Below are 25,038 nucleotides of genomic sequence, written 5' to 3'. Positions count from 1 at the left end.
GCAACTCTTTTTTGGAAAGCAGTGCCTGTACTACATCGGTCTCGCTAGTCCTGCCCTTTGCTTAATCCCGATAAAAAACGATAAAAACAAATTAATCTTAAATCGGGATAACGCTGTCGGTCAGGTTTATTGAACATAGGACTTTGCTATGATGATCCAAATTTTTCGTAAGAGAATCAGGTTTCAATGAGGTTTTCCGAGTCGTTGTATGGCAAAAAGCAGCATTCTCCTCTGTTGTCATGCTGGGCTTAGCGAAGCATCTGTAACGATAAACCACAAAAGTTAATCAGACAAAACTCATCGACACCATATGGCAACTTTGCAAAAGATCCTTCACTTTGTTCAGGATGAAAAAGCATCTTCCCAAACTTAGTAGTGATCCAATTATTTCTCATTCTAAAAACAATACTCTAAATTAGTTTGCTGAACCCCAAACAAACTAGCCATGACCGAACCTAAACAACGTTTACTATCTCTTGATTTTTTCAGGGGGTTAACCGTAGCCGCAATGATCTTAGTGAACAATCCGGGCAGCTGGGGGCATATTTACGCACCTTTAGAGCATGCGGAATGGAATGGATGTACACCCACCGATTTAATTTTCCCATTCTTTTTATGGATTGTTGGTGTATCCATTGCGTTTGCCATGAGCAGCAGCAAAACAGACCCAACCACCCATCAAAAAACAATCATAAAAGCCATTAAACGTGGCATTATACTTTATTTACTCGGGTTTTTCCTGGCCATTTTCGGGAAAATCATCAGCGCCATAATAGATGGCAGATCTATCTGGGAGGCTTTTCAAACAGTAAGGCTTTTGGGTGTTTTACAAAGAATCGGCATAGTTTTCATCATCAGCAGTATCATTTTCATCAAGGTATCTAACAAAACGATATTCAAAACATTAATTGTAATACTTGCTGTTTATTGGGCCTTAATGACCTTTATTCCGGTTCCTGGGGTGGGTTACCCAAACCTCGAAAAAGAAACCAACCTGGCCGCCTGGATCGACCGCGGAATTTTAACCGAAGCACATACCTGGGCATCATCTAAAACTTGGGATCCGGAGGGCATTCTAAGTACATTACCTGCAATAGGAACCTGCTTATTTGGCATTCTGGTTGGTGTTTGGATGCGCAGAAAGGATGTAGACAATCCAACTAAGGTGGCCTGGTTATTCACGACCGGCATAACCTCGGTAATTTTAGGTTTGCTTTGGGATTTACAATTCCCGATTAACAAAGCCCTGTGGACAAGCTCATATGTACTCTATGCAGGTGGGTTGGCTTCTATAGGCTTGGCACTTTGTTACTGGATCATCGATGTTCAGGGTTATAAAAAATTCACCACTCCATTTGTTGTTTATGGTGTAAATGCCATAACCGTTTTTTTCTTAGCAGGATTAATGCCCCGGGTATTAAATCTCATCCAGATTACCAAACCTGACGGTACAAAAACAGGACTATTAGTCCGATTTTACGAAACCTGCTATACTCCGTTTTTTAGTCCCATAAATGCCTCCTTAGTTTGGGCCATAACCTATGTGCTCGGTTTTTATGTTTTGTTATATTTTATGTATAAAAAGAACATTATTATTAAGGTTTAGTAAATTTACGCTAGAATTGATTGTCCCCCTCTGCAATTGAAAAAGAAAACCACCATATATGATATAGCAAAGGAGCTTGATATTACAGTATCAACTGTTTCAAGGGCGCTTAGCGGGTTTCCGGCGATAAGTGATACGACCAGAAAGGCTGTTGTTGAAATGGCTAAAAAATTAAATTATAGCCCGAATAAACTCGCATCTGCATTAAAATCTGGTAAAACCCATATCATTGGTGTAATTGTGCCCAGTGTACAGGCACATTTTTTTGCATCTATCATCCATTGTATAGAAGATGGCCTGAAAGACAGCGGCTATCGCGTTATTATCTATCAATCCAACGAATCTGTAGAGAACGAAATAAATGGTGTAAAAACCTTGCTGGAGGCGCAGGTAGACGGCATTATGGCCTCCATGTCTTTAGAAACAGAGAATGTTTCGCACTTTGCCGAAATTATTAAACAAAATAAACCCCTTATACTATTCGATCGTGTAAACGTAGCATTAAAAGTCCCTACCATTACGCTTGATGATTTCAAGGCAGGTTATATCGCTACGAAACATTTAATCGATCAGGGCTATAAAAAAATTGCATTTGTAACCACCGTTCATCAGATTAAAATATTTAACGATCGGTTAGAAGGGTACAAAGCCGCTTTAGCAGACCATCATCTTCCACTAATAGAAGAGCATATTATTTTCGGAGGTTTATCCATTAAAGATGGTCGGTTTGGTGCGGGCAAGTTAATGCGCAGCAGAAACAAACCCGATGCTATTATTGCAGGTGATGATTTTACGGCACTGGGCGTAATTAAAAAACTTAAAGAGATTGATGAAACACCGCCTGAAGTTGGCGTAATTGGTTTCGCCAATGAGGCGTTCTCCGCTTACATTACACCTAACCTGTCAACCATTGATCAGCATGCACCACAAATGGGCAAAGAATGCGCTAAAATGTTTCTGAAAATGATTAATCAGGAGAGCCCATACGCCAATATGGAACATATTGTGCTCGATCCAGCTGTTGTGGAAAGAGAATCGACCAATAAAAAGGATGAATAAAGCCTGTTACTCCTTCGCTAACGGGACCTCAATGCCAACAGGCCCGCTAGGTTCACTTTCATTTTTTAACCGGTCTAGCGCCGTTACCAGATAGCTATACCGCTTTCCACTTTCTACACTGGTATCAATAAATGAAAGATAATCTTCAAAGCTTATTTTAACAATATTCTTCGGGTCGAGAATCGAGATTTTCTCTCCTTCACTAAACCGGTAAATTACAAATCCCGAAGCCGTTTCTCCATCTTTTGCCTTTAACGGAAGTTGCCATTTTAAATGTACACCATCTTTTAACGCATCAGCCGTTAAAGCCTGAGGCTCATTTGGCGGCACCTCATCCAGCCATGGCATTTGTGGCGGTAAAGCAGGGTATTTATAAAAATCGTTCTTTAGCGAATCGCCAACGGCCTTAGCAACCGTACTTAACGATTTGGAACTAAAAAACACGCTACCCTGAATCCGGTTGTTATTTCTGATGTATCTAATCTGATTGGGTATTTCATTTAGGTTTTTCCATGCGGCTTCTGCCCTCGAATTAACCAGGTAAGCACCTTGTCCGATATAAACATGCCTGCCAAAAGTGTTATTGCTCCACCAATCAACTAAAATGCCATAAGGTGCTACTCTTCTGGTAAACGTAAAATAAATCTGAGGATTGATGTAATCTACCCAGCCTTCCCTCACCCATTTACGGCTATCGGCAAAAAGTTCTGCGTAATTGGATAAACCACTGGTAGCAGAACCTTCCGGATCTTCATACTTATTTTTCCAGATGCCAAACGGGCTGATGCCAAATTTCACCCATTTTTTATAATGGTGAATACTATCATCTAACTGTTTGATCAGCAAGTCGACATTATTGCGCCTCCAATCTTTAATGTCAGAAATATTATTGGGGTATTTATAAAAAGTATTGCCATCGTTAATGGTCTGCCCTTCTACTTTATAAGGGTAAAAATAATCGTCGAAGTGAATACCATCAATATCATATCCCTTTACCACATCTAAAATTACCTGAACAATATATTCTCTTACATCTGGAATACCCGGATCAAACTGCTTTTTGCCACCATAGGTAAAAAACCAATCGGGATGTTTACGATAAGCATGGTTTTCACTCAAAACAGCCGTACTGCTCATACTGGCCCTGTAAGGATTAAACCAGGCGTGAAGTTCCATTCCCCTGAAATGGGCTTCTTTAATGGCAAAGGCCAAAGGATCGTAACCGGGGGCAGGTGCTAAACCTTGTTTACCCATTAACCATTGGCTCCAGGGCTCTCTTGATTTTGCGTAAAATGCATCAGCTGCCGGTCTAACCTGCAAAATAATTGCATTCATTCCCTGGCTTTTATGTCTTTCTAAAATACCAATCAGCTCCTGCTTTTGCTGATCAATGCTTAAACCTGGCTTCGATGGCCAGTCGATATTGGTAACAGTAGCCACCCAAACACCTCTAAACTCCCTTTTTGGTGCAATTTTTGATAAAGGTTGTGCATTTAATATATAAGGTACTACAGTTAAAGATAAAAGTGCGTATAGGAAGTTTTTAAGCATTATTTCTGTCTTATTTTTTATTCAGGTTGTGTGTTTATGTTGATTTGAATACAAATGAACATTAGCAAGTAAACGATTTTTTTTAAAAACTCTTATAAGTTTATTAAAAATTTTAATTTGCGCCCTGCTAAAATTAATTGTGTACACCCATTTACCTATGGACAACAAAAGTATATTAATTTACAGAAGATACAGCGTTATTAAAAATGGAACCACAAAAGATTAATAAGGGTGATAGAAACAAAATTTACTTCCTGGTCATCGTTATTGCAGCTTTAATTGGCACAAATGCTTACTTGTTTTTTAAAGACCGACAGCAAAGTGAGCGATTTGTTACTGTTAGTGCAGAGAAGGATAAACTAAGGCTTGAGGTAGAAAAGATTGAGGTTGAGCTGGATAAGGTTAATGCTTTAAACCTCGATTTAAATGAGAAACTTGTTGAAGAACAGAAGCTTGCCCGTGTAAAAATTGAAGAACTTAAAACGGCTTTAGAGAAAAGCCAGATTACCCAGGGCGAACTCGACAAAGCCAATGCACAGATTAATGAGCTGAAAACATTTGTAAAAAACTACAATGATCAGATTATTCAGTTGCAGAAAGACAATATTTTTCTGAAAAATAGTCGCGATAGCTTACAGAATACCCTAAGAAACATCAGCAATAAGGCATCGAACTTAGAGAACGAAAATTCCAATCTAAATGCAAAAGTTAAAACCGCAGCAGCCTTAAAACTTCAATCGGCCGAAATTATTGCTTTCAGAACCAAATCAAGCGGTAAAAAAGTCGAAGTAACTAAATCATCTACTGCAGAGAAGTTAAGTGTACGCTTTAATGTGGTGCCTAACCAGTTAGCAGAAAAAGGACATCACAACATTTATCTTCGGGTATTCGATCCGGCAGGGAATTTACTTGCCGACGAGGGAAACCATTTTGAGGCTGATGGGCAGGATATGCAGTTCAGCCATTCTATTTTTATAAACTACAATAACGATGACAGCACCTATGTTATCGACTGGGCAAATCCTAAGCCATTTATAAAGGGCATATATACCGTAATTTTATATGCTGACGGTAATACCATGGGTAAGGCTCAAGTGGAGCTGAGATAAACCCCACCACCTGATTAATTAAATCTCTACCTGTTATTTTAATTTAAGCTAAAGGAAAGTTCAAATAGAACGTTGTTCCTAAACCGCTTATCGAAGTAAATTTAACTGAACCGCCTGCGTTTTCTACAGCCTGCTTAACAAAGGCTAAGCCTAAACCCGTACCTGATGTTTTGGTCGTGAAGTTCGGCACAAATATTTTATCGTGCAGGGTAGGCGGAATACCTTTTCCATTATCTTTTATCTCTATATATGCATTCTTTGCATCCACGTAAACAATAATGGTAATGCAGCATAAAGTTTCTTCATCTATAGCTTCTATTGCATTTTTAAGTAAGTTATTAAACGTCCTTAGAAGCTGATCATGATCGGCCATGATTTCGATGTCCTTATCGCTTTTATTTAACACGTCAATGGTTACATTTTCAGTGCTTTTAAATACTTCTCTTGCCTGGTCAATAATAGGAAGTAAAGAAAGACGCTCCAGGTTGGTATCGGGCATTTTGGCAAAATTAGAAAACTCAGAAGCGATTTTCGAAAGGCTATCAATCTGTTCTATAAAAGATTTGCTAAACTTATTAAACTTCAGTTCGAAGTTAGGGTCTTTCTCTTTCCACGATTTCTCCAACAACTGAACACCTAATTTTAAAGGCGTCAACGGATTTTTGATTTCGTGGGCAACCTGTTTCGCCATTTCGCGCCAGGCACTCTCCCGCTCCGATCTGGCCAGCTTAATTGCACTATCTTCCAGGGCTGCAATCATATGGTTATACTCCTTAATTAAAGAGCCAATCTCATCATGCCTGCGCCATATAATAGGCTCGTTCTTTTGCCCGATTTTAGTTTTACTAATGCTATCCTGAATAAAAGTTAAGGGATTGGTAATCTGATTGGCCAAAAAAACAGCCAATACGCCAATAGCCACAAACACCAGTGCATATAGATTAATCAGGTTACTCACAAAAAGCGCCAGTTTATCGGTATATTCTTCTTCGGTAGAGTAATTCGGCAGGCCGATATAGGCAATTGTTTTATTTTGAGCGTTCCTAATCGGGGCATATGCAGCAGCATAGGTTAAATTGCCAATTTTTTCTTCAGCGTTGATAAATTCTGACCGATGCAGTCCTTCTAAAGAAGCAAAGGCATATGGTCCCATTTTTTTACCGATAATTTTATAATTATAGAGTTTGGGATAGGTAGTCATGATCAGGTTGCCACTGAGGTCGTATAAATTTAAATCGGCATTATTGATATCGGCAAAGTTGTTAAAATCTGCAGCAGCACTCTCATCATTTGCAATAATGCCATTACTGAAAATCTGCTTTTCAAAATTCTGTTGAACCTTTCTTATTTTATCCTTTAATATAGCATCCTGCTGTCCACGGTACTCATTGTTCATGTAATAATAAGTTCCCCAACCTACAATAACCAGCGTGGCCACAACGGCCAATACAATAGAAACCTGGATTCTGGTTTTATACAAAATCTTATTGGCGTTAATCATCAACGACCTGTTGATACTAAACCAGCCTACCTTATCGTCATCAAGATTTTTGATTAACCATATTAAACCATACAGTAACAAGGAGAAGATGATAAATATCAGGAAGAAAAATGATAGCGCTGCCAAACGCTCTACATAATCAACTTTCTCTTTGCTGATCACCACCATTTTACTGTTAGTAGGCTTATAAATTAAATGGCTATAACGAAGTTCATTGTCATTACTCGTGATAAAATCATCCTTTTTACCCTTAAAGATGCTGCCATCTAAAGGATAGGTATAATTTCCAGATTGATTAAGCAATTTATTATTGCTGTACAAGGCAATAGAATAACCCTTAAAATCTTCATCTTTGATCAATTTTTGATCGCCCAAAAGATCGGGTAGCCGATTGTTATAATTATATGGTTTGGACCGGAGTTCGATCACGAGTGTGCCTAATAAACTACCATTATTTACAACGGAAATGATTCCAAAATAATCCTGGTAACCAAATGTATTGTTAACCTGATAAAAAAAGTTAGATCCATCAATCTTGACCGAGCCGGCCTCGACCAGGTTTTTATATTTATCAATTGGTGGGGTATCAGAATTTTCTATCGCAGCACCCAATCTGTCGTATGGATAGATCTGATAATCATACCGGTTTAAATAGCCATCTAAATAATCTTTAATGTGGTTTTTGAGTACGGCATAATTGCCTTTTCTGTTTTGACTAAAATAGTTGGTCAGAAAATTATCTTTAACAATTTCATCACCCAAAGTACCTAAAGCAATAATAGCATTCGGATCTTCTGATGATTGCACTTTTCTGGCCAAAGGCTCGCGTAAACTTCTTTCTTTAATATCTTTATACTTGGTGTATTTAATGGAGGTATTAAAAGCCAGGCAGAAAAATACGATGGCAAACATGCCGATTGAAAAGTTCTTTTCCTTTAAATAAACAGCCCGCGCCACGATAAATAACACCAGGGCAAAAACGATAAAAAATGCATTAAAATCTACCACTACTTTGTAGATAAACACACCTGCAAAACCAATTAAAAAAATAATAACCCGCTCTTTATTGCTAACATTTAACTGACTGCTTACTGTTGCCGAAACGGCAGTGATCAGGTAAATCTGAAACCAGGCCAGACATAAAATCACAATGCCTACCCAGCTGGTTCCGCTGAGCTTAAGGATATTAACGATATCGAAATTAATTTTAGAGTTAAAAATCAATCCGAAGAAAATATCATCGGTATCCCAAACTATCCGACCAATCAGCACCATTAATCCGGCCTGAATAACCACTCCAATTATTTTGCTCCGCTTAATCCATCCCGGAAACTTATACTGTTCTTTATGGTTGTACATAAACAAGAGCAGCCAGGTTAATGCAATTACATTTAACAGAAAATCGCCCAGAGAAGGCATCAGGAAATTATCGGCATATATTCTCGGATCAAACAGATCTAAGGTAAACCTGTGGTTAAACCAACCGTAATATAAATCGGTTAACCTAAAGGTTAAGAAGAAAAACAATAACAAAAACGTACCCCATGCAATATGTCCGCGTCTGGCAATAAACGAACTTAAAGAATTAAAAAACATGCAGATGCATAACATCCCGGCAACAAATAACCATAATTGTGTACCCGAATAATGGGTTTCTGCATAACCTGGTTTAACCTTAAGTCCGAATAAAAACTTATTGTCCAAACTTTTTATCACATATACATCCTTATCCGTAAAAGATGCAAACGTTAATATTTTGGTGGTTGATAAAATTGGATCGATATCATTTTTAAAATATTTTGTTTCTTTAAAAGGATATTGAGATTGAATGGTGATCAGGAAAATAAAGCTAAAATTTCCCTGGGTGCTTTTAATTACCTCGTACCAGCCATTATAAAAAAACAAAACCGAGCTACCTTCTTTTATTGTAGCCGGATCTATTTCAGAAACTTTATTGGTACTCCAGAATTTAAGCTCATTATTTTGGTAGGTTAACAGGTTTATGCCGCTGTTTGTGCGGTAGGTTTTGATAAAATCTATTGCATGATTAGGATTGAGATGAAATTGTTTGGCTCTGGCAACCTGCTGTTTATCGGCCAGAAAACTTTGAACAGCTTTTTCTTTGATTAAAAGGTTGTGCTGAATTTCTTGTGCATCGTGCTCCAGAAGTTCGCTTTTGGTGGTAAAGCGGCTTAACGAAATAGAAGTTGCAATGAGGCAACAGCCTAAAACAAGCAATAGAAATCTTATTTTTACACCAAAGCTCATTTTCATCTACGGATAAAGATATTAAATATTGATAAAAAACAACGCCATAAACAGCTGAGTTTATGGCGTTGGCACTAATATTCTATTTTGAATAAAATTAAGCTATAGCAGCACTACTTGTTTGTACTTCGCGGCTTACCTTTTTAACCAATCCTTGTAACACATTACCTGGGCCAACTTCTACAAATTCAGTTGCACCATCGGCAAGCATGTTCCCTACTGTTTGTGTCCAACGTACAGCACCGGTTAATTGTTTAATTAAATTGCCTTTAATTTCAGTTGGGTCTGTATACGGCTTTGCATCAACGTTTTGATAAACCGGGCAAATTGGAGCAGAAATAGCAGTAGCTTCTATAGCTGCCTGTAATTCAATTTTTGCAGGCTCCATTAAAGGAGAGTGGAATGCACCACCCACATTTAATTTTAAAGCTCTTTTAGCGCCTGCTTCTGTTAATTTAGCGCAAGCCAGGTCAATGCCTTCGATGCTGCCCGAAATGACCAATTGCCCAGGGCAGTTATAATTTGCAGGAACAACAACCGCATCAATTTCGGCACAGATTTTCTCCACTACATCATCAGCTAAACCTAAAATGGCAGCCATGGTTGATGGTTGTGCTTCACAAGCCTTTTGCATGGCATTTGCACGCGCAATAACCAGTTTTAATCCATCTTCAAAGCTTAATGCATTTGCAGCCACTAAAGCCGAAAATTCGCCTAAAGAATGGCCTGCAACCATATCTGGTTTAAAATCATCGCCCAACACTTTAGCTAAAATAACCGAATGCAAAAAAATTGCCGGTTGGGTTACATTGGTTTGTTTAAGCTCTTCATCTGTTCCGCTGAACATAATATCGCTAATACGGAAACCAATAATCTCGTTGGCTTGTTCAAATAATGCTGCAGCTTTTGGGTTCTCGTAAAGATCTTTGCCCATGCCTACAAACTGTGCTCCCTGTCCGGGAAAAATATATGCTTTCATACCCCTTAATCCCCTAAAGGGGAAATTAAATATTTAGTTAAATTATTATTGTTAAATCCATACCCCCTCAAGGGGGATGGGGGTTAATCTAAACTTGCGGTAATTAACCTTAAAAACTCTGCTCTTGTTTTATCGTTACTTAAAAAAGTCCCTGTAAAGGCCGAGGTTGTGGTTACCGAATTCTGTTTTTGCACGCCACGCATTGACATGCATAAATGCCTGCATTCCATCACCACCGCAACGCCCATGGGGTTAAGGGTATTCTGAATACAATCTCTGATTTCGTTCGTTAAGCGCTCCTGTACCTGTAAACGGCGGGCAAAAGCATCAACTACACGTGGAATTTTACTTAAACCCACAATGTGTCCGTTCGGAATATAGGCAATATGTGCTTTACCAAAGAATGGCAACATATGGTGTTCGCACATCGAATATACTTCAATATCCTTAACCACAACCATTTGGCTATAATCTTCTTCAAACATGGCGCCCTTCAGAATTTCATCAGGTTTTAAATCGTAACCATGTGTTAAATATTGCAGCGCCTTAGCTACGCGCTCGGGTGTTTTTAATAAACCTTCGCGTTCTGGATTTTCACCCAACTGGCCAAGAATATCTTTATAATGTGTAGCTACAGCTTCAATTTTATCTTCGTTGTAACGGTCTATTTTTACATAACCGTCTCTCGATTCGCCTTTCAATACGTCTTTATCGCTCATTAATTCGGGTTTTTAACCAAAGTATTCAACAAAATTATTTTCGGTCTCGTATATTTTTACGCAATGTAAAACTGCGCCGCTCTCTGCAATCGGTGCCCATAATTGTTTCCAGATTTCTATGGCCAGATTTTCAGTTGAAGCCAGCTTGCCTTTCATAAAATCTACATCAAGATTTAAATTTTTATGATCAACCTTATCTACCACATAATCATTCATTACGTCTTTCAGCCATTTTAAATCAACAAGAAAACCTGTTTCCGGATTAACTTCGCCTTTAACTGTAACATATAACCAATAGTTATGGCCATGCCAGTTGGGGTTGGCACATTTACCATAAACTTCGTTGTTTTTATCATCATCCCAATCGGTACGGGCTAATTTGTGCGCCGCGTTAAATGATGCTTTTCTCGTTATGTAAATCATTACTATAAAATAAAATGCAAATATACAGATAAAGGTTTAAGGTATGGAAAATGTATGAGGGATAATGGAAGATGTTATTAATCATCATTTCAAAAGCAAAATGCAAGTACTTCAATTTGCATCGAATTTTTATTCCATCATCCATATTACATCGGCCATAGTACCTACACATCAGACTTCGCGCCATTTCATTAACTTTACCTTATGAAAACTTTAGTTGTTGCTGCTACAAAAGCCGAACTTGCCTTCTTTTACCAGCATTTTAACTTGCCGGATGGAGATTTTGTAGAAAGTAAAAATTTCGATTTGCTGATTACAGGCGTTGGAATGGTAGCAACAGCCTTTGCCCTTGGCAAACATCTTTCATCTAAATACGACCTTGTGGTAAATTTCGGCATTGCCGGAAGCTTTGACCGGAACCTGGCCTTAGGTACGGTATTACATATTACGGAGGATACTTTTGCCGAACTGGGCGCCGAAAATGGAGACGAATTTTTAACCATAAGCGATTTAGGTTTTGGGGAGAACCACTATACCTCAAAAACACACCAAAGTGTTAGCCTGCCGATAGCAAAAGGCATCACCGTGAACTGTGTAACGGGAAGCGAAAAAAGCATTAAAAATCTAATTAAGAGGTTAAATCCAACGACCGAAAGCATGGAAGGTGCTGCTGTTTTTTATGCCTGCAAACAGTTAAATGTAGATTGTTTACAGATCAGAAGTATCTCTAATTATGTAGAACCCCGAAATAAAGACAATTGGAAAATTGGTTTGGCCATTAAAAATTTAAACGACTGGGCCATTGCTTTTGTTGGAGAAATGAACTGATTATGACTGATTAGTTTACCACAGTACTTAATTTTGATCTATGAACCCGACACCATTAAAATAATTATTTTAATTGTCAAAGGTCCATCTAACAACTGAAAAAAAATAAATAGATGAAACTTACACTTGGATTTTCTCCCTGCCCTAACGATACATTCATTTTCGACGCATTAATTCACCATAAAATTGATACGGAAGGATTAGAATTTGAGGTTTCTTATGATGATGTAGAAACTTTAAATCAAAAGGCGCTTAGGGGCGAATTAGACATCACCAAGTTAAGTTTCCATGCCTTTGCCTATGTTGCCAACCAGTATGCCTTACTGGATGCCGGGAGTGCCCTCGGATTCGGCGTGGGTCCGCTATTGATTAGCAAAAATCATTTTAACGGAGAAAAAGACACTGAACTGCAAACACCAAATTCCAAACTGAGGGTTGGCATACCAGGGAAATATACTACTGCAAATTTCTTGCTGGGCATTGCTTATCCCCACTTACAAAACAAGCAGGAACTTGTTTTTTCGGAAATTGAATCGGCTTTACTTAATGAGCAGATTGATTTAGGACTGATTATTCACGAAAACAGGTTCACTTACCAGGATAAAGGTTTAACCAAGATTGTTGATTTAGGCGATTATTGGGAAAAACTAACGGGCTGTGCTATTCCATTAGGCGGAATCGTAATCAACCGTAATCTAGACCGCGAGGTACAGTTAAAAGTAAACCGCCTGGTCCGACAGTCGGTAGAGTTTGCCTTTGCACACCCAAAATCGGGCATCGATTTTATCCGTCAGCATGCCCAGGCCATGGAAGAAAGTGTGATGTACAAACACATCGAATTATATGTAAATAAATACAGTATAAACCTTGGCGAAGAAGGCCGTAAAGCGGTTGATACTTTATTTAAACTGGCTCAGGAAAGGAATATCATCCCCGCTATTCAGGAGGATTTATATATCTAATTCATCGATCCGTCATCTCGACCGTAGCGGAGAGATCCATAAAAGATTTCTCCATTCCGTTGCACTCCAGTCGAAATGACGATAAATCGGCTTCATGATGATCCTGAAACAAGTTCAGGATGGCGAACTGATCTAATTAACTCACCAACAACTTATAGCCTTTTCCGTGCACGTTAATAATTTCAACTGCCGGATCAGCCCTAAGGTATTTACGCAACTTACTCAAAAACACATCCATACTCCGTCCGTTAAAGTAATTATCATCATGCCAGATGCTTAACAGTGCTTCTTCACGGGTTAAAACGGTATTCTTTTTCAAGCACAATAAACGCAACAACTCGGCTTCTTTGGTAGAAAGTTTTTGCTGGTGATCGTTATCGGTAATAATCTGAGTAGTATAATCAAAATGATATTGACCGATAGAAAACTGCGTTTCGGCAGCCTCATCATTGTTATCTGTCTTATTGGCCACACGTTTAAACATGGCATTAATGCGCAATAAAAGCTCTTCTATACGAAAAGGTTTGGTAATATAGTCATCACCCCCTAAATCATAGGCAGCAGATTTATCTTCCAGCATGGTTTTAGCCGTTGCAAAAATAATGGGCACCTGCGTGTTTACCTTTCTGATATCCTTCCCCAGGGTAAAACCATCTTTTTTAGGCATCATCACATCTAAAATACACAAATCGAAGTTCTGCTTATTAAACGTTTTTAATCCATCCTCACCATCGGTGCATAATACTACATCAAATTTGCCTTTTAGCTGCAAATAGTCTTGTAACAATAAACCTAAATTGGGGTCGTCTTCTACCAGAAGTATTTTTTTCATTAGTATATAATTTATTTTCAATTGTGATGAAGCGATCGGATTTTTCACCAATGCAGCTGTTTTAACGGTGCTTAAGAAGGCTTGAGCCGGTTATTCATCTGCTTGTGATTTGAAAAATCATGATGGTTTCATTTTCTCGTTTTTATTCAAATATGGCATTACCCACGCTGAAGGTTTGATTCTGAATATGCGTAACGGTTTAATTTATACTGTAGATTAAATTAATACTCCACTTTTATAAAGGTAAAGATATTTCGAACGTGGTTCCTCTATCTTTTTCGCTACTTACCTTAACTGTTCCATTCAATTTTTTAATAATATCCTGAACATAATTTAAACCCAGTCCAAAGCCTTTAACATCATGTAAATTACCCGTTGGCACCCTATAAAACTGATCAAAAATCCGCTTAGCATGCTCTTTGGTCATACCAATGCCTTTATCTGCTATTTCGATAATTAAATTCTTGCCGGTATTGCGGGTAGTAATGGTAATCTCCGGAGTACCGCTGCTGTATTTATTGGCATTATCAATAAGGTTATAAATTACATTCGATAGGTGTAGCTCGTCGCCATAAATAACCGCATGCTCTGCGTCGGTATGTACATTGATAATGGCATTCCTTTTCTGCAGTTGCAATTCCATGCTATCCAGCACAATCACAATCAAATCGTTCACATCTACTTCGGCGTTTTCCATTTTAAGTTCACCTTTTTCTAAACGGGCAATGCTTAAAACACGTTCGATATGACTACCCAGCCGAACATTTTCATCATAAATAATCCCTGCCAAACGTTTTAAACGGGCTTTATCCTCTGTCACTTCCGGATCTTTCAAAGCTTCACTGGCAATCATAATAGTAGCCACCGGGGTTTTAAACTCGTGCGTCATGTTATTGATGAAATCTGTTTTCATTTCCGACAGTTTCTTCTGCTTTAATATAGCATACAGCGTATAAGAGAAAATGAAAACAAGTACAAGTAACAGACCGATTGATGAGGCGAGTGTTGCACTGAGGTTAGAAATAATTGCCGAATTTTTATCCGGGAAACTGACCAAAAGCATTCCGGGATCGCGAAAGATATCGTTTCCAAATAAAGGTGTTTTATAGGTATTCTCGGGTAAAAACTCACCTTTAACGTTAGCAGCCGCCATGAAAATGGTCGAATCTTTTCTGGCTAACGAAATCCGATAAGCAGGTTCCAGTGAAATATTATTGGCCAGGAGTTCTTGTTTTAATAAACGGCCTAAAGAGCTAAAATTAATGCGTTTGTAAATTGGCACATTGGTTTCCTGCAGTTCTTTAGATACATCCTCAACCACACTCGATCGGGTATACGAAAAAGTATCCTTACCCAGTGCTGCAATTTTAAGTTCCAGTTTTTTCCGCTCAATTTCATCTTCACGTTTAAATTTTTTCTCTAAATCGTCAGAAATCTTTGGAACGCTCACTGTAAGTGGCTTAGCATTTCCAGGATCGTAAACTAAATACCTTAACGTATCTGGCAAGCTTTGTAAACTTTTAAATTCGAATGCTTTTGGTGGCGCAGCAAAAGGTTTTGTGCGCATGCTATAACCTTTTAAAATAAGGCTTTTAACATCAATGAAAGCATCCATCTGCAAATCCAGCTTATCGCCGTTTTTCGAAGTCAGCGAAGTATATTCCATTTCAGAAATCACATTCGGCGCCCGATAAGATACACGGATAATACTATCTTGCTGGTTTAAGTAATTCTCAATCTGATTTTCCCTTTCCGCCTGTCTTAGTTCTGTCTCTTGTACATATTGCTGGCGCAAATCTTTAATATCTAACGCACGTTGCCTGGAGTCTTGTAATTGCTTCAGCTTATTTTCAGCATCTTTCCGGTTTAAGTGATCGGCAACATTTCTACGTTGTATTTTATTGACTACCGATGTTAGCGTTTGATTAACCTGTTCATCAAAAAGCTGAGATTTTAGTTTATACGATTCCCTGATGTAATACAACTGCATTACAAAAACACCAAGCAAAGCTACCGTCATTAAAACAGTAATTAACCAAAAACTCTTTTTCTTCATGAACTAGATTGGTTTTAAAATTAAAAAAACCGGGGCATAATCTTCTTAAATCTAAACAGATATCAAAAATACTGATTAGTGAAGTGAAGTGTTTGTTTTTAACATATTTTAACAGCGCAGGCACTGGCGGAGGGGCAAAAAAAAATGCCGAGGCTAAAGCCTCGGCATGGTTCAAAATTGTTTGCTTAAAAAAGATTCTTTATTTAGAAAGGCAAATCATCATCTTCACCTGGTGCATTACTTACATCAACCGGAGCTGCATAAGCTGGCGTAGCTGCCGGAGCACCTGCTGCCACTGCATTTATACGCCAAATAACCAAACTGTTAAAATATGATGTTTTACCTGCTTTATCTGTCCAGGGGCGACCACGTAAATTAAAGAAAACCTCAACCTCATCGCCTGCTTTAAATGTATCTAATAATGCAGTTTTATCTTGTAAAGCCTCAAAACGGATATATTCTGGGTATGTTGGATTTTCTGCGTATTCTACTATTAAATCACGTTTTTTAAACGTTTCACTTACTTGTTGTGTGGCACCTACTTCGTGTACTTTTCCTTTAATTTCCATATCTAATACTACTTAATGTACTATAAACATCAAATCTCTATAATTTTATTGATAACTTCGCATATATTATGATGCAAGTTTTCCACAATAAAAGCAAGGTAATTATTACCTGCAACAAGCGCCTTTCGCCTTATTTACAAGAAGAAGTTACGGCTTTAGGTTATACCATCGAGCGGTCTTTTGCTACAGGCGTTGAGCTCAACATCACCCTTACAGAGTGTATAAAGCTAAATTTGAACTTGCGCTGTGCCAGTCAGATTCTATATGCCATCAAAAGTTTCAAGGCCATAACACCCGATGATTTATATAAAGAAATTGCAGCCATTGAGTGGGAAGAACTGATTGATTTTTCGGGTTATTTCTCGGTAACCTCAAATGTGGATAACCCAAATATTACGACACCACTTTTTGCAAACTTAAAAGTAAAGGATGCCATAGTTGACCGCATGAAAGAGAAAAAAGGCATTCGCCCTAATTCTGGATCTGATGCGAATAAAACGGTAGTACATTTATACTGGAAAGATGCAGATGCAGATGTTTTTATGGATACTTCCGGCGAAACTCTTGCCAAACATGGTTACCGTAAAATTCCCGGAAAGGCACCTATGTTAGAGGCTTTGGCCGCCGGGGTTATTTTAGCTACCAATTGGGATAAAAAATCCCCATTTATTAACCCCATGTGTGGTTCTGGAACCTTAGCCATCGAAGCAGCCCTGATTGCAACCAACCGTGCACCTGGTTTATACCGCATGAATTATGGTTTTATGCATATCTTAGGTTATAATGAAGAAGATTTTTTCGCCGAGCGCAGAATTTTAAAAGATCAGGTAATTAAAAATGTTGATCTTAAGATTGTAGCTTCCGATCTTTCGGAAGATGCGGTTGAAGTAACCCGGAGAAATGCTAAAACTGCAGGGGTTGATACTTTAATCGAATTCGAAGTTTGTGATTTTGAATTAACACCAGTTCCTGAAGATGGCAAAGGTGTGGTTGTTTTTAACCCGGAGTATGGTGAGCGTTTAGGCGTGCATAGCAAGTTAGAATTAACTTATAAACGCATGGGCGATTTTATGAAAACGAAATGCAAGGGCTATTCTGGGTATATTTTCACTGGAAATCCTGATCTTGCAAAGAAAATTGGATTAAAAGCTGCTAAAAAAGTTGAATTTTATAATGGTAAATTAGACTGTCGTTTACTAGAGTATGAATTATATGATGGCTCTCGCAGGGCCCCATTAACTGAGGCCTAGTCTTTTTCATTGAAAATTAATATATTACGCTCTCTTACGTACCATAACGTAAAAAATTTTGAAAAATATGGAATTTGATGACATGGATCATATGCCCGAATGGGAGCATTTCAGCCGGTTTGGCCGGGATGATGAGGATGAAGAAAATCTATCAAGTGTTGATGCGGAAAAGGTTAGGCTGAAAGTAACCAGGGCTAAAAGCCTTTACAACCAGGCAAGAGCCGTATACAAATATGCTGCCCTGTTCTGCGAAACATTAGAGGGAGAAATGGCCGAAATGACCGCTAACTTAATTATGCAGAATGCCCTCATGTTATGCCCTAAAATTGTTGGGGCAGAAGGTGCTGATATGTATATTTTAAGAATGGAAAATGCCTCTATTATCCGAACCAATTGCCGTGAATTAGAAACCCAGGTAAGGGCAGCAGACATGTTCGAAATCTGTACCCCTGAATATAAAGACATTGTTTTAGACGAAATTGAAAAATTTCGTCTACTCTTTATCGAATGGGTTAAATATTTCGAAAAAGATGAGTTTGAAGATGACTGGGGCTTATATTAACCCTTAAAAACGAACGCTGGATTTTCTCTTCCTTTCTTTTTGTTGATTTGCACTGCATGTGTTATAAGTTCTTAAACACATCATATGCTGTTATCCATTCCATTTCCTATTCTAATCGCCTCTATTCAACCCGCCACAAACATCTGATTATCAGTCAAAAACAGTACCCTTAAACATTTAGGTTGTTTTTTTGTTGTAACATTTAGTTCATTACTCCGTTTCGCGTAATTCTTAATAGTGCTAAAATTTATACTTTTAAAATCTGTTGAGGTGAAAGTTTCGTATATAATGAATAAACATTAAAAAATTTATCCCCTTTTTATGGAAGATGTATTGGCTTTAAAGACAAAGAATGTTGCCGGGAATATCAGAAAAATTAGAGAATACAGAGACTATACTCAGGATTATCTGGCGGCGAAATTGAAAATATCTCAAAATGCATACAGCAAAATTGAGCTCGGTTATAGTAAATTAACCATCGACCGTTTGTTTCAAATTGCAGCAATTTTAGAGGTAGAAGTATCTCATTTATTAACCCTTAACCACAATGATTTAATCAAAATTATTGCTGATGATGAGAACAGGGCAAAGGCGGCGAGCTAATACGCAGGCACTGTTGATATCATTTCTTTTACCCTGCAAATAATTCCAATACCTTTGGAATAAATTTAGGATTATGCAGGCTACCATTCAAAAAACGATCGATTTTGTTAAGAAAACATTAGCTGACGCCGAGGCAGGGCACGATTGGTTCCATATTGAACGTGTTTTCAAAACCGCTCAAACCATTAATCAACAAGAAAATGGTGATGAACTGGTGGTAGCCTTTGCCGCATTGTTGCATGATATTGCTGATCCTAAATTTAACAACGGCGATGAAGAATTGGGGCCAAATATGGCTGCATCCTTTTTAGCCTCGATTGCGGTTGATGCTGAAGTGATTGCCCATGTTAAACTGATTATCCAGAACATGTCGTTCAAAAATAGTTTTGATGGCGCAAGTTTTACGTCCAAAGAAATGCAGATTGTTCAGGATGCAGATCGTTTAGATGCAATTGGAGCCATTGGCATTGCAAGGGCATTTACTTATGGTGGATTTAAAAACAGGGTACTCTACGATCCGGCTATCTTACCGGAAGAACACCTCACCAAAGAAAGTTATAAAAATACCACCGCTCCTACCATTAACCATTTTTATGAAAAACTGCTGCTGTTGAAAGACATGATGAATACGGATGCAGGGAAAGCAATTGCCACAGAGAGACACAATTTTATGCTGCTGTACCTGGAGCACTTTTACAAAGAATGGGATGGTAAATAATTAAACAATTAGCGATAAAATACCGAATAGTAAGTATTCCAGAACGGTGCATTAGGACTTAACTTTATAAAAATTAATTCTCATGCATCCCTACAAGCTAAAATACCACAAAAACAGTGTTTTGTTAATCGCGATGGTTGGCATTCCTGTGTTCTTCATTTCCTTAATGTTGTATTGTCTTTTTAGTTTACCCTCATCGCTTTCAGAAACTTCTACTTTGATATTTGTTTCCCTATCGATTATTTTAATGGCACTCCTATTATTATGGATAACCAAAACACAGATTTTTGTCCATAGTAAAATTTTAATCAGCGAAAAAGGTATCAGCTTTAAGTTAAAAAGCACTTCATTTTTATACCGCAGGACCGAGTTTTTTTCTGGCTGGGAAAACGTAAGCAGCGTAACCGAAATGTTCGATAACCACAATGGAGGCTATTTTTATCAAATTGCATTTAAAAACCCCGATTTCGTAACCAATTTTAGTCCGCTTAAAAACCATGAAATCGAAGCAGATCGCTTCTTTTCTGAACTGCAATACTATCAGGAAAGCTATAATATTGCGCATCAACTGCCAATAAGCAGAAAGCTTAATCCCTCAAACAGTTTTTAGTTACTATTATTCCAAAATAGAATAGGTTAAACAAATCTATTTGCTAATATTTTTAGTTATTAAACTATCTTTGTTAGTAAATACATTCCTATGTCTGATCGAATTCGTGAAAAATTAAATATTCTTGCTGACGCCGCTAAATATGATGTTTCTTGTTCATCAAGCGGCGGCACGAGAAAAAACACCAATAAAGGACTTGGCGACAGCCACACATCGGGCATTTGCCATACTTACACTGAAGACGGCCGATGTGTTTCGCTGTTAAAAATCCTTTTAACCAACCATTGTATATACGATTGTTTATTCTGCGTTTCGCGGAAAAGTAACGATGTAAAACGCGCAGCCTTTACCGTAGATGAAGTGGTAGAACTGACCATGAATTTTTATCGCCGCAATTATATTGAAGGTTTGTTTTTAAGCTCAGGGATTTTCAAAAATGCCGATTTTACCATGGAGCGGTTATTATTAGTGGTTAAAAAACTTCGATTAGAGCAGAACTATAATGGCTATATCCATTTAAAAACCATTCCGGGCGCCAGCGACGAATTGATTAAGGAAGCCGGCTTATACGCCGACCGGATGAGCATTAATTTAGAAATGCCAACTGAAGCAGGTTTAAAACTTTTGGCCCCGGAAAAAAATCATGAAGACGTTATTAAACCTTTAGCCTTTGTTCAGCAACAAATTACACAGTTTTCGGCAGATAAAAAGTTAATCAGGCATGTACCTAAATTTGTTCCTGCAGGGCAAAGCACCCAAATGGTAATTGGTGCCACTCCCGAAAGTGACAAGGATATTATGTATACCGCAAATGCATTTTACAAAAATTTCGCTTTAAAAAGGGTATACTATTCCGGTTATGTGCCTATCAGTAATGATACCCGCATGCCTATCCTAGGCACACAGCCGCCATTGTTAAGAGAAAACAGGTTGTACCAAACCGATTGGCTAATGCGGTTTTATGGATTTAAAGTACAGGAAATTTTAAACGATGCCAATCCAAATCTTGATGTAGATATCGATCCAAAATTAAGCTGGGCCATCCGCAATATGCATCATTTCCCTGTTGATATTAATACGGCCGATTATAAAATGATTCTCCGGATTCCAGGTATTGGCGTAATGTCGGCTCAAAAAATTGTACAGGCCCGTAAGTTTGGGAAATTGAGGATTGATCAGTTAAAAAAAATCGGCGTGGCTTATAACCGGGCCAAACACTTTATTATTTGTCTAGACAGCCCCTATCAGTTAAAAGATTATCAGGGCACTCAGATTAAAGCTTTTATTTTGGCAGAAAGCCAGAGTAAATATTTAAAAACAGATAGTAACCAGATGATTTTGTTTTAAAAGTACTGTCCGATTAAGGAGACGTGTCATTCCCAACTTGATTGGGAATCTTAATGCCCTAGCTTTAAGATTCCCGCTTGCACGGGAATGACGACCGATATAAAACCTGTCAATATAAATATGACTTACATTTTTGATGGCACTTTTCAGGGTTTATTAACTGCTGTTTTCGAATGGTTCGAACGCAAGCCGGGAAAGGTGATGCTAAAATCTACCTCGATTTTTCAACCCGAAGCCTTTGTAGAAAGCTTTACCGTGATCACCAATACAGAAAAGGCTGACCGGGTTTGGGCTGGACTACAAAAGAAACTCAAAAAAGACTGGCAGCGCAAATACTATTGCAGTTATTTATCAGAAATTCCGGAGGCTTATAACCACCTCTTTCAGTTTACCCTATACATTTTTCAAAATCAACCGGGTGCAGAAAGTAATTATGGCAATCCGCATGTAATTGCATTGGCTAAATATGCCAAAAGTGTAGAAAGGGAAAAACACAGGATGGAAGCCTTTATTCGTTTTCAGAAAACCGGCGACGGGATATTTTATGCGAATATAGATCCTGATTTTAATGTGTTGCCCTTGATATCCAACCATTTTAAAAACCGTTATGCCGATCAGCCATGGGTAATTTATGATTTAAAACGCAAATATGGCCTCCATTATAATTTAACTGCGGTGGAAGAAATTACGATCAGCTTTAGCAATGGGGTAAATAAACAAAACCCGGCACCGGTTTTAATGGACGATAGCGAAGTTTTATACGCAACGCTCTGGAAAGATTATTTTAAAAGTGCGAATATTGTCGCCCGAAAAAACACCAAACTGCATTTACAGCATGTGCCCAAAAGGTACTGGAAATATTTAACAGAGAAAGCGATATAAAATGGGCGAAACCTAAACTCATTTCAATCACCCAGCCCTCATCCCGACCCGATAGCTATCGGATAGAATGGAGCGCGCTAACCAGGCAGATTTAGCTTCGCTGAGCAATCGTGGTTCTCGACTTCTTATCACTCTGCCCGAATGACAAGCGGTGATTCAATAATAAATCTGGCTCAAAAAACTAAAACTTACTGCCATGCTGACACCCACATTCTCAATTAGGGTAAAAAGTTTGACAGTTTGGTGAAAATTTGTCCCTCAAAACCGCTTGGCATAAAAAGTGTTAATTGTAAGCTTAGTTAAAAAACTCAAATCAAAATAAAAAAATAATAAAAGTTATGGCGTTAAACCTTAAACCAATTGCTGGCAGTTCGAACAGAGTAATAGTTGAACCGGCTGCGGCAGAAGAAAAAACTGCATCAGGTTTGTATATCCCTGATACTGCAAAAGAAAAACCATCTAAAGGAACTGTAGTTTCTGTTTCTGAAGAAGATGCTGAAGGTAAAAAAGCAAGTGTAAAAGTTGGCGATGTTGTAATTTATGGTAAATACGGTGGTACCGAATTCCCTTATGAAGGTAAAGATTACTTAATTATGCGCGAAACTGATATTTACGCGGTTGTTGGGTAAAAATTAAAATGTTGCAATGTTAAAACGTTGTAATGTTAACATAAATCGGAGGATTGAAATATTTCAACCTTCCAACATTAAAACTTTAAAATATTCTTAAAATGTCAAAACAAGTAAAATATAACGTAGAAGCACGCGACGCCCTGAAAAGAGGTGTTGATATTCTTGCAAATGCAGTAAAAGTAACCTTAGGTCCAAAAGGCCGTAATGTAATTATCGATAAAAAATTCGGTTCACCGGCAATCACAAAAGATGGTGTTACGGTTGCAAAAGAAATCGAATTGAAAGATGCAGTAGAGAACATGGGTGCTCAAATGGTTAAAGAAGTAGCTTCAAAAACAGCTGATATTGCTGGTGATGGTACAACTACGGCTACTGTATTGGCGCAGGCGATTATTACTACAGGTATTAAAAACGTTGCTGCTGGTGCAAACCCAATGGATTTAAAACGTGGTATTGATAAAGCGGTTGCTGCTGTTGTAGAAAACTTAAAATCTCAATCGCAAGCGGTTGGTGATGATAACAATAAAATTAAACAAGTAGCGTCTATTTCGGCTAATAACGACGAGGTGATCGGTTCGTTAATTGCTGAGGCCATGAGCAAAGTTGGTAAAGATGGTGTAATTACGGTTGAAGAAGCAAAAGGTACCGAAACTGAAGTTAAAACAGTAGAAGGTATGCAATTTGACAGAGGTTATTTATCTCCATATTTTGTAACCAATGCAGATAAAATGGAAGCTGAATTAGAAAATCCTTACATTTTAATCTACGACAAAAAAATCAGTAACATGAAAGAATTGTTACCGGTTCTAGAAAAAACTGTTCAAACAGGCAAACCATTGGTAATCATTTCTGAGGATTTAGATGGCGAAGCTTTAGCAACATTGGTAGTAAACAAAATCCGCGGTTCGTTAAAAGTTGTTGCGGTTAAAGCACCAGGTTTTGGCGACAGAAGAAAAGCCATGTTGGAAGACATCGCGATCTTAACTGGTGGTATTGTAGTATCAGAAGAAAGAGGTTACAAATTAGAAAATGCTGATTTAACTTACTTAGGTTCTGCTGAGAAAGTTGTTGTTGATAAAGACAATACAACTGTAATTAACGGTGCTGGTAACTCAGATGATATTAAATCTCGTGTTAGCCAAATTAAATCTCAGATCGAAACAACTACATCTGATTACGATAAAGAAAAATTACAAGAGCGTTTAGCTAAATTAGCTGGCGGTGTTGCGGTTCTTTACGTAGGTGCAGCTAGTGAGGTTGAAATGAAAGAGAAAAAAGACCGTGTTGATGATGCTTTACATGCAACCCGTGCGGCTGTAGAAGAAGGTATTGTTGCTGGTGGTGGTGTTGCTTTTATCCGTGCGGTTGAAGCCTTAGCTAACCTAAAAGGTGCTAACGAAGATGAAAATACAGGTATCCAGATCATCCGTCGCGCTATCGAAGAGCCATTACGTCAAATTTGCGAAAACGCAGGTATTGAAGGTTCTATCGTAGTTCAAAAAGTTAAAGAAGGTAAAGCCGATTTCGGTTACAATGCACGTACTGATGTTTACGAAAACTTAATTGGTGCCGGTGTTATCGACCCAACTAAAGTAAGTCGTGTAGCATTAGAAAATGCAGCTTCTATTGCAGCGATGTTATTAACTACAGAAGTTGTTTTAGCAGACGAACCTGAAGAAGGTGGTGCTCCAATGCCTCCAATGGGCGGCGGCGGTATGGGTGGTATGATGTAATAACCATTCTATAACGAAACGATTTCGTGTAAAAATACACCCTCAAGGTATAATGCCTTGAGGGTTTTTTTATGCTTTGTTATAGCAAAAACGAAGCTTTATCAGCGCTGTAACCTACTCATTTAGTTAAAGTTGGTGTAAAAATTTGGCACTGTAATGCAAAAATTACGTTCTTTGTAACGAATATTTATTGACGCGTCTTAGGCCGAATACTCATTTCTGGTATTGGATTAAGCAAA

22 protein-coding genes are annotated in these 25,038 nt (G+C 38.1%); 14 read left to right on the top strand and 8 right to left on the bottom strand.

What is annotated here, in order from left to right; all coding sequences use genetic code 11:
- Nucleotides 1-445: 445 nt before the first annotated feature.
- A complete protein-coding gene (locus tag AC07YT_RS13420) occupies nt 446-1,606 on the top strand; it encodes an acyltransferase family protein (RefSeq protein WP_086548592.1) in 1,161 nt (386 codons plus the stop codon).
- A 36-nt stretch (nt 1,607-1,642) separates the two neighbouring features.
- Nucleotides 1,643-2,665 (top strand): LacI family DNA-binding transcriptional regulator, encoded by a 1,023-nt coding sequence (locus tag AC07YT_RS13415; RefSeq protein WP_086548591.1) that lies wholly within the window; start codon nt 1,643-1,645, stop codon nt 2,663-2,665.
- A gap of 6 nt (nt 2,666-2,671) precedes the next feature.
- Here AC07YT_RS13415 and AC07YT_RS13410 read toward each other — a convergent pair whose 3' ends face one another.
- On the bottom strand, nt 2,672-4,216 hold the full coding sequence (locus AC07YT_RS13410) for a glycoside hydrolase family 10-like protein (protein WP_086548590.1): 1,545 nt from the start codon (nt 4,214-4,216) through the stop codon (nt 2,672-2,674).
- 206 nt (nt 4,217-4,422) lie between these two features.
- On the opposite strand from AC07YT_RS13410, the gene AC07YT_RS13405 reads away from it, so the two are divergent.
- Entirely contained in the window at nt 4,423-5,325 is a 903-nt protein-coding gene (locus AC07YT_RS13405) for a DUF8428 domain-containing protein (protein ID WP_086548589.1), read from the top strand.
- A 43-nt stretch (nt 5,326-5,368) separates the two neighbouring features.
- Here the strand turns inward: AC07YT_RS13405 and AC07YT_RS13400 are convergent, their stop codons facing one another.
- The 4 genes from AC07YT_RS13400 to AC07YT_RS13385 form a co-directional block, all read right to left on the bottom strand.
- Nucleotides 5,369-9,100 carry a sensor histidine kinase gene (locus AC07YT_RS13400; RefSeq protein ID WP_086548588.1) on the bottom strand — a complete coding sequence of 1,244 codons (3,732 nt, stop codon included), beginning with the start codon at nt 9,098-9,100 and terminating at the stop codon, nt 5,369-5,371.
- A gap of 91 nt (nt 9,101-9,191) precedes the next feature.
- The gene (gene fabD, locus AC07YT_RS13395) at nt 9,192-10,073 is read right to left on the bottom strand and encodes an ACP S-malonyltransferase (RefSeq protein WP_086548587.1); all 882 of its coding nucleotides are present in this window, start codon (nt 10,071-10,073) and stop codon (nt 9,192-9,194) included.
- A gap of 83 nt (nt 10,074-10,156) precedes the next feature.
- Complete coding sequence (folE, locus tag AC07YT_RS13390; protein ID WP_029274208.1) at nt 10,157-10,792, bottom strand: GTP cyclohydrolase I FolE; 636 nt, start codon at nt 10,790-10,792, stop codon at nt 10,157-10,159.
- A 12-nt stretch (nt 10,793-10,804) separates the two neighbouring features.
- A complete protein-coding gene (locus AC07YT_RS13385; protein WP_029274209.1) occupies nt 10,805-11,215 on the bottom strand; it encodes a 6-pyruvoyl trahydropterin synthase family protein in 411 nt (136 codons plus the stop codon).
- 204 nt (nt 11,216-11,419) lie between these two features.
- On the opposite strand from AC07YT_RS13385, the gene mqnB reads away from it, so the two are divergent.
- Nucleotides 11,420-12,043, top strand: coding sequence for a futalosine hydrolase (gene mqnB / locus AC07YT_RS13380; protein WP_086548586.1), 624 nt, complete (start codon nt 11,420-11,422; stop codon nt 12,041-12,043).
- A 113-nt stretch (nt 12,044-12,156) separates the two neighbouring features.
- Complete coding sequence (locus AC07YT_RS13375; protein WP_086548585.1) at nt 12,157-13,005, top strand: menaquinone biosynthesis family protein; 849 nt, start codon at nt 12,157-12,159, stop codon at nt 13,003-13,005.
- 136 nt (nt 13,006-13,141) lie between these two features.
- On the opposite strand, the gene AC07YT_RS13370 is transcribed toward AC07YT_RS13375, so the two are convergent.
- From AC07YT_RS13370 to AC07YT_RS13360, 3 genes are all read right to left on the bottom strand, one after another.
- A complete protein-coding gene (locus tag AC07YT_RS13370) occupies nt 13,142-13,837 on the bottom strand; it encodes a response regulator transcription factor (protein WP_086548584.1) in 696 nt (231 codons plus the stop codon).
- Nucleotides 13,838-14,072: 235 nt separating this feature from the next.
- The gene (locus AC07YT_RS13365; RefSeq protein WP_086548583.1) at nt 14,073-15,893 is read right to left on the bottom strand and encodes a sensor histidine kinase; all 1,821 of its coding nucleotides are present in this window, start codon (nt 15,891-15,893) and stop codon (nt 14,073-14,075) included.
- Between the two features lie 203 nt (nt 15,894-16,096).
- Nucleotides 16,097-16,462: a DUF3127 domain-containing protein gene (locus tag AC07YT_RS13360; RefSeq protein WP_057933226.1), complete on the bottom strand. Its 366-nt coding sequence runs from the start codon at nt 16,460-16,462 to the stop codon at nt 16,097-16,099.
- A gap of 71 nt (nt 16,463-16,533) precedes the next feature.
- On the opposite strand from AC07YT_RS13360, the gene AC07YT_RS13355 reads away from it, so the two are divergent.
- The 9 genes from AC07YT_RS13355 to groL all read left to right on the top strand — a co-directional run bounded on the left by AC07YT_RS13355 (nt 16,534) and on the right by groL (nt 24,799).
- Nucleotides 16,534-17,712: a THUMP domain-containing class I SAM-dependent RNA methyltransferase gene (locus tag AC07YT_RS13355; RefSeq protein WP_086549476.1), complete on the top strand. Its 1,179-nt coding sequence runs from the start codon at nt 16,534-16,536 to the stop codon at nt 17,710-17,712.
- A 58-nt stretch (nt 17,713-17,770) separates the two neighbouring features.
- Nucleotides 17,771-18,274, top strand: coding sequence for a hypothetical protein (locus AC07YT_RS13350; protein WP_276900016.1), 504 nt, complete (start codon nt 17,771-17,773; stop codon nt 18,272-18,274).
- A 321-nt stretch (nt 18,275-18,595) separates the two neighbouring features.
- Complete coding sequence (locus tag AC07YT_RS13345) at nt 18,596-18,877, top strand: helix-turn-helix domain-containing protein (protein WP_086548582.1); 282 nt, start codon at nt 18,596-18,598, stop codon at nt 18,875-18,877.
- Between the two features lie 73 nt (nt 18,878-18,950).
- Entirely contained in the window at nt 18,951-19,595 is a 645-nt protein-coding gene (locus AC07YT_RS13340; protein WP_086548581.1) for an HD domain-containing protein, read from the top strand.
- Between the two features lie 247 nt (nt 19,596-19,842).
- Nucleotides 19,843-20,205, top strand: coding sequence for a hypothetical protein (locus AC07YT_RS13335; protein ID WP_086548579.1), 363 nt, complete (start codon nt 19,843-19,845; stop codon nt 20,203-20,205).
- Nucleotides 20,206-20,295: 90 nt separating this feature from the next.
- The gene (locus AC07YT_RS13330) at nt 20,296-21,552 is read left to right on the top strand and encodes a putative DNA modification/repair radical SAM protein (RefSeq protein WP_086548578.1); all 1,257 of its coding nucleotides are present in this window, start codon (nt 20,296-20,298) and stop codon (nt 21,550-21,552) included.
- A gap of 120 nt (nt 21,553-21,672) precedes the next feature.
- Nucleotides 21,673-22,434, top strand: a complete 762-nt coding sequence (locus tag AC07YT_RS13325) for a TIGR03915 family putative DNA repair protein (protein WP_086549475.1) — start codon at nt 21,673-21,675, stop codon at nt 22,432-22,434.
- Between the two features lie 338 nt (nt 22,435-22,772).
- Nucleotides 22,773-23,063 (top strand): co-chaperone GroES, encoded by a 291-nt coding sequence (locus AC07YT_RS13320; protein ID WP_010599229.1) that lies wholly within the window; start codon nt 22,773-22,775, stop codon nt 23,061-23,063.
- Between the two features lie 101 nt (nt 23,064-23,164).
- On the top strand, nt 23,165-24,799 hold the full coding sequence (gene groL / locus AC07YT_RS13315; protein WP_057933220.1) for a chaperonin GroEL: 1,635 nt from the start codon (nt 23,165-23,167) through the stop codon (nt 24,797-24,799).
- Nucleotides 24,800-25,038: the final 239 nt, after the last annotated feature.

The organism is Pedobacter sp. GW460-11-11-14-TSB4, from assembly GCF_059423705.1.
The sequence above is the reverse complement of the archived record's forward strand: the minus strand, read 5'-3'. Positions and strand labels throughout refer to the sequence as shown.